Source organism: Sphingomonas hengshuiensis (genome assembly GCF_000935025.1).
GTDB classification, from domain to species: domain Bacteria; phylum Pseudomonadota; class Alphaproteobacteria; order Sphingomonadales; family Sphingomonadaceae; genus Sphingomonas; species Sphingomonas hengshuiensis.
The window spans coordinates 4,836,989-4,850,372 of sequence record NZ_CP010836.1 but is presented as its reverse complement, the minus strand read 5'-3'; the positions used below and the strand labels follow the sequence as shown (position 1 = coordinate 4,850,372).

Below are 13,384 nucleotides of genomic sequence, written 5' to 3'. Positions count from 1 at the left end.
GGTGCATGCCGGGCGGGCGGGGCGGGGGCCTCGTCCGCCCGGCATGGTTTCGCGCAATGGCTACCAGTTTTCGAACTGGCCCGCCCAAATGCGGAGGTATCTCTGGTTGTCCGGCGAATAGTCGACCATTGCCGTCACCAGATTGAACCGCTCCGCTTCATAGTGCTGGCGGTCGCTCCGCTCGTTTTCAGGCACTTGCGTCGCCGGAAAACACTGCTCAAGGAATGCGGCGCGTTCGTTCTGAAAGGTGGCTTCAATGTCGTCCTCTCTGGCGTGCGCAGCCTCCAACTCGCCTGCGTCAGACAGATTGAAACACTCGTAACGCGCCGCCAATGCCGCCCTGTCGGTTCGGAAGACCGGCCCCCCCGGGAGCGTCTGCTGCCACATGCCGTCGACGAGGGTGGCCGAATGGGCGACCTCGCCGTTTAACAGGCACAGCATCACAGGCGGTTCGTGCGCCGCTTGCCAACGTTCTAGGAACTCGCTGATCGTGCTGAACTCGGCCCAGGCCACGCCAAAGGTGAGCCCATGGCAGTTTTGAGGTGTCAACGCCGGATTGACGATGTCTACCGCGGGAACCGCCCAACCCCGGGCAGCGAGCCAGTTGACGGCGAGCGACACCCGCGCGGCGTGGACCGCGGCATCCCAGTCGACGAAGGCGTGCACGCCTCCATTGATCCAACCCTCGATGATTGCGGTCACCTCGGGGGTCTGGCCCGCAACAGGGGCCGCGACCGGTTGGCCGCCAATGTTCAGTACCCGCTGGACCAGTGCCGCGGTCGGCGAAAGCTGCACGGCGGAACCTCCCGCAGCCTGCTCCTGTGGACTCCGGCGGAGTTCAGTGCCGGAGTCGGCCAGCGCCCGCGCGCCCATCGCATCGGCTTCGCGTTCCAGCGCGGCATCGTCGTTCACCGGCACGCCGCCAGCCAATTGCAGCGTGGGGGCCACCCGCCCCTGCTTCTGCTGGACGACATGCCACGCCTCGTGCGGCAAATGCTGTTCTTGTCCCGGTGCCAGATGGATGTCGGCCCCTTGGGCGAAGGCGTGCGCCTGTAGCTGGGCGGGGCGGGGGGAATCGCGGTGGACGCGGACATCGTCCATTGCCAGCCCCGACAGTTGCTCGATCCCCGCCTTCAGTGCGTCGGGCATACCGGTGCGGTTGGGCGCGGTCGCCGCGCGCTGCAGCGGCGGCGCGGCGGGGGCGTTGAGCCGGGCCGACAGCGCCATGAGCGCGGCGACGCGGGGTGCCGCGTCGATCGGCGCGGGCGCGCGCTGGATCGCGGCGGCCCGCTTATGCTGATCCTCCAGTGGTGCCGCCGGCATCCTCTGCGCGTGCTGCATCGTCGGGCTCCCTTGCCTTGGCGCGGGCAGCATAGCGCATGCGCGGGCGTGCCGGGCGAAGCGTTGGCGCCGAAATGGGCCGATCGCGCCGCTCAGCGCGCCGGCTTGGGCGCCTTGGCCGCGTTCTTGGCATAGCGGTCGCCATAGGTGTCGCCTTCGTACCAGCGCGGCGCTTCGGCGGCGTCGGCGATCTCGCGCGCAATCAGATAGTTGATCTGCGCGAACTTGGCGCCCGCATTCCAATCGAACGGCAAGTCGATCTGGTCGGATACCGAATGGTAGTGCGTCTTGAGGAAGCCGCGAAACGCCTTTTCGCCGCCATTCTTGAACCCGGTGACGAGGAACACCGACGGCACCCCTGCCTTGACGAAGCTGTAATGGTCCGATCGCACGAACAATTGCTCCTGCGGCATGGGGTCGGGCGACAGCGCGACCCCCATCGACGCCGCCGCGCGCTCGACCATCGGCCCCAGCGTCGAACGCTCGGCGCCGAACGCCACCACGTCCTGGAAATCATAGAGGAGGATCGGCATGTCGAGATTGACGTCGGCGACCACGCGGCCCTTGCCGACCACCGGGTGCTTCGCCAGATATTCGGAGCCGACGAGGCCCAGTTCCTCGGCCGTCAGCGCGACGAACAGGATCGATCGCTTCGGTCGCGTCCCGCTCGCGACGAAGGTGCGTGCGGCCTCCAGCATCGTCGCGACGCCGGCGGCATTGTCCATCGCGCCGTTGAACACCTTGTCCCCCGGCTTATTGTCCATCCCGATATGGTCGAGATGCGCGCTCAGCACGACATATTCGTCTTTCAGCACCGGGTCCGATCCGGGCAGGATGCCGATCACATTGGGCACCCGGAAGGTGCGGCTCGCCTTGCCGACCGGGATCGAGACCGGGACGAGCTGGAACCACGGATATTCGACACCCCCCGATTGCAGCCCCAGCTTCTGGAAGGTCTCGGCGACATAGGCGGCGGCAGTTAGATAGCCCTTGCTCACTGCGAACCGCCCCTCGAGCGCGTCATCGGCCAGATAGGTCACATCGGCGCGGATACGCTCGGCGCTGGTCTGGGGCGTGTCGGGGGCCTGCGCCTGCGCGGCGGAGAGCGGAAACAGGGCGAGCATCGCCGCGGCGGCGAGGACGGGCAGGCGCATTGGAAGTCCTCGAAAACGGGAGAGGCGATCCCCCGAAGCTAGACCAAAATCGCCACCCCACAAGCGCGCTTTGCGGGCGGCCCGCGCCGCGCTATTGTCGCATCCGCAACCAGTTCCGGAAAAACCCTCCCCATGAAATCCTTCCTGATGCTCTGCAGCGCCGCGACCTGCGCGCTGGCAACCGCCACGATCGTCCCCGCCGCCGCGCAACAGGCGCCCGCCCCCGCGGCTGCGCCCGCCGCGGCGCCGGTGGCGAAGCCGGTGCCGGTCGCCGAACTCGTCAAGCGCGTCGACATTCCGTACCAGGAATTCACGCTGTCCAACGGGCTGCGCGTCATCGTCCACACCGATCGCAAGGCGCCGATCGTCGCGGTATCGACCTGGTATGATGTCGGATCGAAGCATGAGCCCGCGGGCAAGACCGGCTTCGCGCATCTGTTCGAGCATCTGATGTTCAACGGCTCGGAAAACGCCCCCGGCGATTTCTTCGAGCCGCTCAAACAGGTCGGCGCCACCGATTTCAACGGCACCACCAGTTTCGACCGCACCAATTATTTCGAGACGGTTCCGACCCCGGCGCTGGATCGCGCGCTGTTCCTCGAAAGCGATCGGATGGGCTGGCTCACCGGCGCGATCACGCAGGAGGTGCTCGACGAGCAGCGCGGCGTCGTCCAGAACGAAAAGCGCCAGGGCGATAACCGCCCCTATGGGCTGGTCTATTACACGATCCTCGAGGAACTGCTGGGCAGCACGCCCTATGGCCACAATGTGATCGGTTCGATGGCCGATCTCGACGCGGCCAGCGTCGACGACGTCAAGAACTGGTTCCGCAGCCATTATGGCCCGAACAATGCCGTGCTCGTCCTTGCGGGCGATATCGATGCAAAGACCGCGCGCCCGCTGGTCCAGAAATATTTCGGCGCGATCCCCCGCGGCCCGGAGAGCACTCCGCCAGCCGTCACCATCCCGACCCTGCCCCAGAACAAGACTGTGGTGCTGAAGGACCGCGTCGCCGCGACGATGATCGTGCGCAGCTGGGCCGTGCCCGGGATCAACGATCCCGATGCCGTCGCACTCGACGTGTTCGGCGAAGTGCTGGGCGGGCTCGCCAGCTCGCGGCTCGACAATGCGCTGGTTCGTGGCGACAAGATTGCGGTGCAGGTCTCGGCGGGCAACCAGTCGATGACCCAGATCGGGCTGTTCACGATCCAGGCGATCGTCAAGCCGGGCGTCGATCCCGCGCTGGTCAGCAAGCGGCTCGACGAAGTGATGGCCGAATTGCTCGCCAAGGGGCCGACCGCGGACGAAGTGATGCGCGTGGCGACCACCAGCGTCTCCAGCCGCATCTCCGGTCTCGAATCGGTCGGCGGGTTCGGCGGCAAGGCCGTCGCGCTGGCGTCCGGAGCGCTCTATTCGGGCGATCCGGCCTTCTACAAGAAAGAGCTGGCCAAGACCGCGGCGATCACCCCCGCTGAAGTCACCGCCGCCGCGAACAAATGGCTCAAGCGCCCGTCGCTCACCGTGATGGTCGAGCCCGGCGAGCGCGAAGCCTATCAGGAATCGGCGCCAGTCGCCGCCGCCAAGCCCGATCCGAACGCGCCCAAGGCCGAGCCGGTCAAGGGCACCCGCGGCAAGATGCCCGACGTCGCCGCGATCGGCGATCTCGTCTTCCCCAAGGTCGAGCGGACCAAGCTCTCGAACGGGATCGAGCTGGTCTACGCCCATCGCACCGCGGTTCCGGTGACGCAGGTGGTGATGAGCTTCGACGCGGGCGTCGCCGCCGATCCCGACGGCAAGCTGGGCACCCAGAGCCTGGCGGCGTCGCTTATGGACGAAGGCACCACGACGCTCGATTCGACAGCGATTGCCGAGGCGCGCGAACGGCTGGGCGCCTCGATCGGCGGCGGCACCGGCACCGATCGCACGATTCTGTCGGTCAGCGCCCCCAGCCCGAACCTGGCGGGCGCGCTCGACCTGTTCGCCGATGTCGTGCGGCACCCGGCGTTCGCCCCCGCCGAAGTCGAGCGGCTGCGCGCGACGCTGCTCACCGGCATCGCGTCCGAACTGACCAGCGCCGAGGGTCTGGGCGGGCGCGCGCTGCCGCCCCTGCTCTACGGAACCGCCAATCCCTATGGCAAGCTGGCGGCGGGCAGCGGCGATCCCGAGGTGGTCAAGGCGCTGACCCGCGACGATCTGGTCGCGTTCCACCGCGCCTGGATCCGCCCGGACAAGGCGAAGGTCTTCGTCGTCAGCGATCGCCCGCTGGCGGAGGTCAAGGCTGCGCTCGAGGCGCGCTTCGGCGACTGGCGGGGTGAGGGGCCCGCGGGCGTCAAGTCGTTCGCCGCCGCACCCACGCCGGCATCGCCGCGCATCCTGCTGGTCGATCGACCCAATTCGCCGCAATCGCTGATCCTCGCCGCGCAGATGACGCCGCTCAAGCCCGACCAGGAGCTGCTGACCGAAATCACCGCGAACGAAGTGCTCGGCTCGGGCTTCCTGTCGCGGATCAACATGGATCTGCGCGAGGCGAAGCATTGGTCCTATGGCGTGCGCGGCGGGTTCAGCTGGCTCGAACATGCCGTGCCCTACACGATCAGCGCGCCCGTCCAGGCCGACAAGACCGGCGATTCGATCCGTGCGCTGATCGGCGATGTCCGCGACTTCCTGACGACCAACGGCGTGACCGAGAAGGAACTGACGCTGACCGTCAACGGCGCGGTGCGCGAGCTGGCGGGCAAGTATGAAACATCGGGCGCAGTTCTGTCGGCGATGCAGCAGAACGACCTGCGCCGCCGCCCGGACGATTTCTACAGCACCGTCGCGCAAAAATATCGCGCGATGACCGCAGCCGAGCTTGACGCTGCGGCACGCGCGGCTCTGGACCCGAACCGGTTCCTGTGGGTTGTGGTGGGCGACGCTGCGAAGGTTAGGCCCCAGCTTGACAGCATCGGCCTGCCTGTCGAGGTGGTGCCGGCAGCGGCGCTGGCGCGCCCCGCGCCGGCGAAATGATCAGGAGAGAATGACATGGCGAATGTGGATGGCAGCTGGGATACCGTGACACGGTCGCCGATGGGCGACCAGCAGGCGACCCTGACGATCACCAGCGAAGGCGACAGCTTCACCGGCGCCTATTCGGGCGCGATGGGCACGACCGAGATCAAGGACGGCCGGGTCGCTGGCGACACGCTGACCTGGACGCTCGACATCACGGTCCCGATGCCGATGACGCTTACCTGCGAGGCGACCGTCGACGGCGACGCGATGACCGGCACCGTGACCGCGGGCGCATTCGGCAGCTTCCCGATGACCGGCACGCGCGCCTGAACGCGGCGTAGCGTCAGGAGAAGGGGCCTGCTTCCGGAAGGATGCGGGCCTTTTCTTCATATGCTCTCCTGCGAAGGCAGGAGCCCAGGGTTACAGGCGGTGCGCTCCGGGCTCTGGACCCCCGCTTTCGCGGGGAACCCGCCTCAGCCCCGCTTAACCCGCGTGACATGCCCCATCTTGCGCCCGGGCCTCGCTGCGCCCTTGCCGTACAGATGCAGGTGTGCGCCCGGCTCGGCCATATAGTCGGCCCAGCGATCGGCATCGGCGCCGATCAGGTTTTGCATCTCCACCTGCACCCCGGTCAGCGCCGTCGAACCCAGCGGCAGGCCGCAGATCGCGCGGATATGGTTCTCGAACTGCGAGCATTCGGCGCCCTCGATGCTCCAATGCCCCGAATTATGGACGCGCGGCGCCATTTCGTTGAACACCGGGCCATCGTCGGTCGCGAAGAATTCGAGCGTCAGCACCCCGACATGGTCGAGCGCGTCCGCCACCCGCCCGGCCAGCGTCGCCGCCTCGCCCCAATGGCGCGCGATCTCGGCGGGCGCGGGCAAGGTGGAGCGATCGAGGATGCCGTCCTTATGCTCGTTCCACGGCGGCGGGTAGCTCGCCAGCGTGCCGTCGAGCCCACGCACGGTGATGATCGAGAATTCGTGGCTGAAACGCACAAAGCCCTCGAGAATCGCGGGCCGCTCGCCGATTTCCGCCCAGGCGGTGGCGGCGTCGGCGGCGTTATGGATGCGCACCTGCCCCTTGCCGTCATAGCCCAGCCGCAGCGTCTTCAGGATCGCGGGGGCGCCGATCGCGTCGATCGCGGCCTGCAATTCCTCCGCCGTCGTCACCGGCGCCCAGGGCGCGGTACGCCCGCCCAGCGCGGCGACGAATGCCTTTTCGCGCGCGCGGTCCTGCGCGATCGACAGGCTCTGCGCGCCGGGGCGCACGGGGGTCTTGCTCGCGAGGTGCTCGACGGGGCCGAGTGCGATATTCTCGAACTCATAGGTCACGACGTCACACTGCGCCGCCAGTTCGTCGAGGACGATGCGGCTGTGATAATCGGCGCGGGTGAAGCTCGACGCCGTCTGCGCCGCAACGCTTTCCTCGTCGGGGGCCAGGATATGCGTGCGATAGCCGAGCTGCGCCGCCGCCACCGCGAGCATCCGCCCAAGCTGGCCGCCGCCCAATATGCCGATCGTGGAGCCGGGGGGGAGCGTGCTCATTCGGGGTCGGTCGCAACGCCTGCGGTCTGCGCCGCGCGCCATGCCTGGAGCCGCTGCGACAGCGCCTCGTCCGAGGTGGCGAGGATCGCGGCGGCGAGCAGCCCGGCGTTGATCGCCCCCGGCTTGCCGATCGCCAGCGTGCCGACGGGAATGCCGCCGGGCATCTGGACGATCGAATAGAGGCTGTCGACGCCCTTCAGCGCCTTGGATTCCACCGGCACGCCCAGCACCGGCAGATGCGTCATCGCAGCCGCCATGCCCGGCAGATGCGCCGCGCCGCCCGCGCCCGCGATCACGACCTTCAGCCCGCGCCCGGCGGCGGCGGCGGCATAGTCGTAGAGCCGCTGGGGGGTGCGGTGCGCGGACACCACTTTGGTCTCATGCGGCACGCCCAGCTCGTCGAGGATGCGCGCGGCGTGGCGCATCGTGTCCCAATCGGACGTGCTGCCCATGATGATGCCGACTAAAGGTGCGTCCGACATGCCTGCCCCGTGTTGCGAAGCGTGGGTTGTTAGTGGCGGAGGGAGAGGAGGGCAATAAAATCCTCCCCTTGGAATGGCGAGGGCGTTCGAACCCGATGCAGAGCCCCGCTTTCCTCCCCATCATGAGCCTGTACCTGTTTCGGGGTCCAACCCTCCACGGGCAATGCCGCAGCCTGTGGCGCGACGGATGCTGAAACAAGTTCGGCGTAGGATAAGGCGCACCCTCCAGGGAGGGGAGCGCGCGAAAGCCGCGCCATCGCCGAACGCCGCCGAACCTATCCCTTATGCCCCACCTTGCTCACCAGCAGCTTGTCGATCTTGCGGCCGTCCATGTCGACGATCTCGAACTGCCAGCCCTGTTCCTCGAAAATCTCGCCTTCGTCGGGGAGGTGCTTGAGCACCGCGAGCGCCAGCCCCGCCACGGTCGCGTAATCGCGGTCCTCGGGCAGGTCGAGCCCCAGCCGGTCGGCGAGCGCGTCGGCGGGCATCTGGCCCGAGACGAGCAGCGAGCCGTCCTCGCGCTGCACGACGTTCGGGCTCTCGCCCGGCTCGGCATCCGATGCGAAGTCGCCGGCGATCGCCGCCAGCAGGTTGGCGGGCGTCACAATGCCTTCGAAATGGCCATATTCGTCATGGACGAGCCCCATCGGCACCTCGGCGCGGCGCAGCGCGCCCAGTGCGTCCATCGCATCGACCTGGTCGGGCAGGATCGGCGCGGGGCGCATCAGCGTGCGCAGGTTGAGCGGTTCGCCGCGGAACAGCGCGGCGGCGATGTCGCGCGCCTGCACCACCCCGACAACCGAATCGACCGACCCCTCGGCCACCGGCAGCCTTGTGTGCTGCGTCGCGAGCAGCGCGTCGCGGATGCCGTCGCCGTCCAGGTCGATGTCGAGCCAGTCGACATCGGTGCGCGGCGTCATCACTTCGCGCACCGGGCGATCGGCCAGCCGCACCACGCCCGAGATGATCGAGCGCTCATGTTCCTCGATCACGCCCGAATTGCGCGCCTCGGCGACGATCAGATGGAGTTCCTCCGCCGTCACGCGGTTCTCCGATTCGCGGTTCATCCGCAGCAGGCGAAAGATCAGACCGCTCGCCGAATCGAGCAGCCAGACGAAAGGGGCGGTGATCCACGACAGCCACAGCATCGGCAGCGCCATGATCGCGGCAATCGGCTCGGGCGAGCGCAGCGCGAACTGCTTGGGCACCAGTTCGCCGACGACGAGCGTGGCAAAGGTCGTCACCGCCAGCACCAGCATCAGCGCCAGCGTGGTCGAGAATTCGGGGCTCAGCCCCAGCGGCGCCAGCCGCTGCGCCACCGGCCCGCCCAGGCTGGCACCCGAATAGGCGCCCGAGACGATCCCGATCAGCGTGATGCCGATCTGGACAGTCGACAGGAACTTGCCGGGGTCCTGCGACAGCCGGATCGCGGTGGCCGCGCCCCGGCTTCCGGCTTTCGCCAACGCCTCCAGCCGCGCGGGGCGCGAAGAGACAATGGCTAGTTCCGACATCGAAAAGATGCCGTTTACGGCGATCAGCACCAGGATGATCGCCACGTCGATCCAGGGGAAAGGGTCGTTCATGATGTACGCCCTCCATACAGGCACTCCGCAGCGCTTCACAACCGGCTGTACGTGACATTCGGTTGCGCAGGCGGAACAAGCCGGGCCCGATACGGGTTTCCGGGGGTATCAGACACAAAGGAGACACAGTATGACCCCTGTTCGCAAGCTGCTGACGCTCGCCGCCTTGTCGGCGACCGCGCTGACCGGCGCGTGCGTCACCGATCCGGTGACCGGCGAGAAGCGCGTATCGCGCGCTGCGATCGGCGGCGGCGTGGGCGCGCTGGGCGGCTATCTGCTCGGCGACCTCGTCGGCGGGCGCAACGACCGGACCGAGAAGATCCTGGGCGCAGGCATCGGCGGGCTCGCGGGCGTGGCGGTGGGCTCGTACATCGATCGCCAGGAGCAGGAGCTGCGCCGCCGCACCGCCGGCACCGACGTGCAGGTGATTCGCCAGGGCGACGAGCTGGTGCTGCGCATGCCCTCCAATGTCACCTTCGCGACCGACCAGTCGGCGGTGCAGCCGGAGTTCCGCTCGACGCTCGATCAGGTCGCCGACGTGCTGCGCAATTACGAGCAGACCTATGTCGACGTGTACGGCCACACCGATTCGGTGGGGTCGGACAGCTATAACCTTGGCCTGTCCGAGCGCCGCGCCAATTCGGTGCGCGACTATCTGGTGAGTCGCGGCGTCCAGAGCGTGCGCCTCGGCACGCGCGGCTTTGGCGAGACCCAGCCGATCGCGCCCAACGACACCGAACAGGGCCGCGCCGAGAATCGCCGGGTCGAGATCAAGATCGTGCCCATCCAGGCCTGATCGCTCAGCCCCGCCGCGCGCGGAAGAAGTCGCGCAGCAGCGCCGCCGCCTCGGCTTCCCCGATTCCGGGATAGAGCTCGGGGCGGTGGTGACAGGTCGGCTGGGTGAAGAGCCTGGGGCCATGCTCGACCGCGCCGCCCTTGGGATCGGGCGCGCCATAGTATAGCCGCGCGATCCGGGCATGGGCGATGGCGCCTGCGCACATCGCACAGGGCTCCAGCGTCACCCACAGGTCGCACTCCTCCAGCCGTTCGCGCCCGAGCAACGCGGCGGCGGCGCGGATCGCCAGCATTTCGGCATGCGCGGTGGGATCGTGCAGCGACCGCGGGGCATTGGCCGCGGTCGCGATGATTTCGCCGTTGCGCACGATCACCGCGCCGACGGGCACTTCGCCCGAGTCCGCAGCGCGCGCCGCCGCGTCGAGGGCCGCGCGCATCGGTTCGGGAAGAGGAAACATGTGCGGCGGCTTAGCGGTCCGCCGCGCCCCCGTCACGCCATTGCGGGCGGGGCACGGTCTTGCCGCAGCACCGACCAGAGCGCGAACGCGGCGCCGGGGAGATACCCCAGCACCGTGAGCCCGCACGCAATCCCGAAATCGCGCCCCGGACCGCGCGCAAGATACACGCCGAGCGGCGGCAACAGCGCCGCTGCCACGACGCGCCCCGGGGACGCACGCATTACCGCGCGGCAGGCGTAGGCGATGCGCCCGGCGCCTGCTTCACTTCGATAGTGGGGATGCTCACCGTCGTGCTCTTCATCTCCACCGTAGGCACATCGACGGTCTTGTTGGAGGTGCCGATGCCGACACTGCCCGTCTCGGCCTTGAACTTGGGCAACTGGCCGCCCTGCGCGTCGAACGAGACTCGCGGCAGCGACATCCCCTGTTGCTGCTCGACAGAGAGCATGCCGAGCGACATAAGGACGACGACCGCTATCGCGGCCAGCCCTACCAATACCAATATTCCACGCATCGTCTTCAGCTCCCCAGTGTTTGAATCGCTTGCGTAATTAACGCACCACCAACCACGCAGGTTGCATCGTCACAAGGGCTTTGATGGGCGAATCGGTTGACGTGCCGTCCCATAGCGGGTATCGGCGCGGCCTTTCCGGCTTAGGCCAAAATCAGGATTAACAGCGATGTCGCGCATTTGCGAGCTGACCGGCAAGGGCCGGCAGGTGGGCCACAATGTATCCCACGCCAACAACAAGACCAAGCGTACCTTCCTGCCGAATCTGCAGAATGTCACGCTGATGTCGGACACCCTCGGCAAGAGCGTGCGCCTGCGCGTCTCGACGCACGGCCTGCGTTCGGTCGAGCATGTCGGCGGTCTCGACAACTGGCTGCTCAAGACCAGCGACGAGGATCTGTCGCTGCGCGCACGCCGCCTTAAGCGCGAAGTGCGCAAGGCTGGCGCTCCCGCAGAAGCGGCCGCCTAACCCTTTGCTTTCGGCGTGCCCCATGCCGGGGCGCGCCTTGTCATGCACCGCGCGCTGATCCGGGAGCGTTTCCGCAAGGGAACGTCCTGGTATCTGCGCGCCTGCGTGCGTTTGCGGCGCGGCGCACGGCTCAGGGCAGGCGATCGAGCCGGAACTTGAGCAGCAGCGAACGCTCCCACACCTCCAGATTGTCGTCGGAGGCGATCCAGACGATCGTCGCATCGCCTTCGCGCGTCACGGCCAGCGCTTCGAAATTGTCGTGGAGCAGCGGCGCCTCGAGCGTCGCGATCTCGACGCCGCGTACCACGCCGCCGACGCGCACCCCGTGCAGGTCGATCACCGTCAGCTTGGCCGTGAACAGGCCGGGCAGCGACAGTCGGCGGTTGAGCACCAGCAGCCGGCCATCGGGCAGCTCGGCGATGTCGGTCGGGTCGTAGCCCGGGGGCGGCACATAGCCGAACCGCACCGGACGGGCGCCTGGCGCTGTGGGGTCGCCCGCGAAGCGCAGCCCGATCCGCGCGTCGGGCGCACCATCGGGCCGCGAGGTCTCGCTGATCACGAGGAAATGGCCGTTGCGCAGCCGCGTCATCGATTCGGGGCCGCCCGCCTTCGACCAATCGGCCATCGCCGGGGGCTGTGCCGACGCCTCGACCCGCGACAGCGCCGCATCGTAGCGATAGATCGCATTATACCGCTCGAACCCAATCCAGATCCGTCCGCTGACCGGGTCCCAGGCGAGCGATTCGGAATCGCGCTGCTCCTTCTTCCACCCCGTCCCCGGCCCGCCGGGCAGGTCGCCGAACGCGGGCTCGCGAATGCGCCAGTCGGGCCCCATGCGGAACCGCACGACATTGCCATTGTCGCTGACAAGCGTGAACCGGTCGCCGGCCAGCTGCATCGCCGAAAAGCCGCCAAAGGCCGGGTCGGGGCTGTCGAGCACGACACCGCCCAGATAGGTCAGCCCCCCCACCCGCACCCGCGCCGCATCGCCGGCATCGAGCGGCACGCGCCGCGCGTCGATCACGGCATGCTCGCCCAGCACCTGGCGCATCAGCGCCGTGGTCGAGTCGATGTTGATCAGGAACAGAATGGCCAGTGCCAGCAGCGGACGCATGCCGCGCCTCATAGCGACTCGCACGCTCGCCGCCAGCCGTACCGCGAAGCTGAACCTCGGATAACGACGCCGTTCAGCAAGCGATCACGCGCGGCGTCCTAGACGAGGGTCATCGCGTACCAGTACCCCTCGCGTAGCGTATCGAGGGTCGGGGGCCGGTCCTGCAGGATCGGCCCCCGTTATTTTCAGTACATGTGCTGCCCGCCATTGATCGACAGCGTCGATCCGGTGACGAACCCCGCCTCGTCCGAGCACAGGAACGCCACGCCGCGCGCGATTTCGCTCGCCTGGCCCAGCCGGCCGACAGGGATTTTGGCGACGATCTTTTCCAGCACTTCGGGCGGCACCGCGGCGACCATGTCGGTATCGATATAGCCCGGCGCGATCGCGTTGACGGTCACGCCGACGCGCGCGCCTTCCTGTGCCAGCGCCTTGGTGAAGCCGTGGATACCCGATTTCGCGGCGGCATAATTGACCTGGCCATATTGCCCGGCCTGGCCGTTGATCGATCCGATATTGACGATCCGGCCCCATTTGCGGTTGCGCATCCCCGGGAACACCGCATGCGCCATGTTGAAGCATCCGCCCAGGTTGATGCGGATCACATCCTCCCACATGTCGCGGCTCATCTTCAGGATGGTGCCGTCGCGCGTCACCCCGGCATTATTCACCACGACATCGACCGGGCCCAGTTCGGCCTCGACCTGTGCGACGCCCGCCGCGCAGGCCTCGAAATCGCCGACGTCCCATTTATACGCCTTGATCCCGGTCCGTTCGGTAAAGGCCGCGGCCTTTTCGTCGTTGCCGGCATAATTGGCGGCGACGGTCATCCCTGCATCCTGCAGTGCGAGGCTGATGGCCTTGCCGATCCCGCGCGTGCCGCCGGTCACGATCGCTACGCGTGCCATGTACTTCCTCTCCTCTTGTTCGGTTTCA

14 protein-coding genes are annotated in these 13,384 nt (G+C 67.6%); 4 read left to right on the top strand and 10 right to left on the bottom strand.

All coding sequences use genetic code 11. From position 1 onward, the window contains the following. Positions 1-60: 60 nt before the first annotated feature. Positions 61-1,341: an eCIS core domain-containing protein gene (locus tag TS85_RS24920; protein WP_227698576.1), complete on the bottom strand. Its 1,281-nt coding sequence runs from the start codon at positions 1,339-1,341 to the stop codon at positions 61-63. 92 nt (positions 1,342-1,433) lie between these two features. Beyond that, positions 1,434-2,495, bottom strand: coding sequence for a M20/M25/M40 family metallo-hydrolase (locus TS85_RS22225; RefSeq protein WP_052508061.1), 1,062 nt, complete (start codon positions 2,493-2,495; stop codon positions 1,434-1,436). Positions 2,496-2,627: 132 nt separating this feature from the next. Here TS85_RS22225 and TS85_RS22220 point away from each other — a divergent pair, with 132 nt between their 5' ends. Together TS85_RS22220 and TS85_RS22215 are read left to right on the top strand one after the other, a co-directional pair. After that, positions 2,628-5,504, top strand: a complete 2,877-nt coding sequence (locus TS85_RS22220) for a M16 family metallopeptidase (protein WP_044335172.1) — start codon at positions 2,628-2,630, stop codon at positions 5,502-5,504. A gap of 15 nt (positions 5,505-5,519) precedes the next feature. Then, positions 5,520-5,819 carry a hypothetical protein gene (locus TS85_RS22215; RefSeq protein ID WP_044335171.1) on the top strand — a complete coding sequence of 100 codons (300 nt, stop codon included), beginning with the start codon at positions 5,520-5,522 and terminating at the stop codon, positions 5,817-5,819. 143 nt (positions 5,820-5,962) lie between these two features. Here the strand turns inward: TS85_RS22215 and TS85_RS22210 are convergent, their stop codons facing one another. The 3 genes from TS85_RS22210 to TS85_RS22200 form a co-directional block, all read right to left on the bottom strand. After that, on the bottom strand, positions 5,963-7,036 hold the full coding sequence (locus TS85_RS22210) for a 5-(carboxyamino)imidazole ribonucleotide synthase (protein ID WP_044335169.1): 1,074 nt from the start codon (positions 7,034-7,036) through the stop codon (positions 5,963-5,965). Further along, the gene (purE, locus tag TS85_RS22205) at positions 7,033-7,518 is read right to left on the bottom strand and encodes a 5-(carboxyamino)imidazole ribonucleotide mutase (protein ID WP_044335167.1); all 486 of its coding nucleotides are present in this window, start codon (positions 7,516-7,518) and stop codon (positions 7,033-7,035) included. The genes TS85_RS22210 and purE overlap by 4 nt, the downstream gene beginning before the upstream one ends. Positions 7,519-7,793: 275 nt before the next feature. Then, positions 7,794-9,101: a hemolysin family protein gene (locus TS85_RS22200; RefSeq protein WP_044335166.1), complete on the bottom strand. Its 1,308-nt coding sequence runs from the start codon at positions 9,099-9,101 to the stop codon at positions 7,794-7,796. Positions 9,102-9,231: 130 nt separating this feature from the next. Between TS85_RS22200 and TS85_RS22195 the strand changes: the two genes are divergently transcribed. Next, positions 9,232-9,897: an OmpA family protein gene (locus tag TS85_RS22195; RefSeq protein WP_044335163.1), complete on the top strand. Its 666-nt coding sequence runs from the start codon at positions 9,232-9,234 to the stop codon at positions 9,895-9,897. Positions 9,898-9,901: 4 nt separating this feature from the next. On the opposite strand, the gene TS85_RS22190 is transcribed toward TS85_RS22195, so the two are convergent. Genes TS85_RS22190 through TS85_RS22180 form a run of 3 tightly spaced genes read right to left on the bottom strand, consistent with a single transcriptional unit; the run spans position 9,902 to position 10,868 of the window. Further along, positions 9,902-10,333: a nucleoside deaminase gene (locus tag TS85_RS22190; protein WP_044335161.1), complete on the bottom strand. Its 432-nt coding sequence runs from the start codon at positions 10,331-10,333 to the stop codon at positions 9,902-9,904. A gap of 53 nt (positions 10,334-10,386) precedes the next feature. Next, positions 10,387-10,575, bottom strand: coding sequence for a YqaE/Pmp3 family membrane protein (locus TS85_RS22185; RefSeq protein WP_044335160.1), 189 nt, complete (start codon positions 10,573-10,575; stop codon positions 10,387-10,389). Next, positions 10,575-10,868, bottom strand: a complete 294-nt coding sequence (locus TS85_RS22180; RefSeq protein WP_044335159.1) for a hypothetical protein — start codon at positions 10,866-10,868, stop codon at positions 10,575-10,577. Before TS85_RS22180 ends, TS85_RS22185 begins: the two co-directional genes overlap by 1 nt. 166 nt (positions 10,869-11,034) lie before the next feature. Here TS85_RS22180 and rpmB point away from each other — a divergent pair, with 166 nt between their 5' ends. Next, positions 11,035-11,334 (top strand): 50S ribosomal protein L28, encoded by a 300-nt coding sequence (gene rpmB / locus TS85_RS22175; protein WP_044335157.1) that lies wholly within the window; start codon positions 11,035-11,037, stop codon positions 11,332-11,334. A gap of 130 nt (positions 11,335-11,464) precedes the next feature. Here the strand turns inward: rpmB and TS85_RS22170 are convergent, their stop codons facing one another. Both TS85_RS22170 and phbB read right to left on the bottom strand, forming a co-directional pair. Beyond that, positions 11,465-12,448, bottom strand: coding sequence for an esterase-like activity of phytase family protein (locus TS85_RS22170; protein WP_052508145.1), 984 nt, complete (start codon positions 12,446-12,448; stop codon positions 11,465-11,467). 185 nt (positions 12,449-12,633) lie between these two features. Further along, positions 12,634-13,356: an acetoacetyl-CoA reductase gene (phbB, locus tag TS85_RS22165; RefSeq protein WP_044335155.1), complete on the bottom strand. Its 723-nt coding sequence runs from the start codon at positions 13,354-13,356 to the stop codon at positions 12,634-12,636. Between the last annotated feature and the right edge of the window lie 28 nt (positions 13,357-13,384).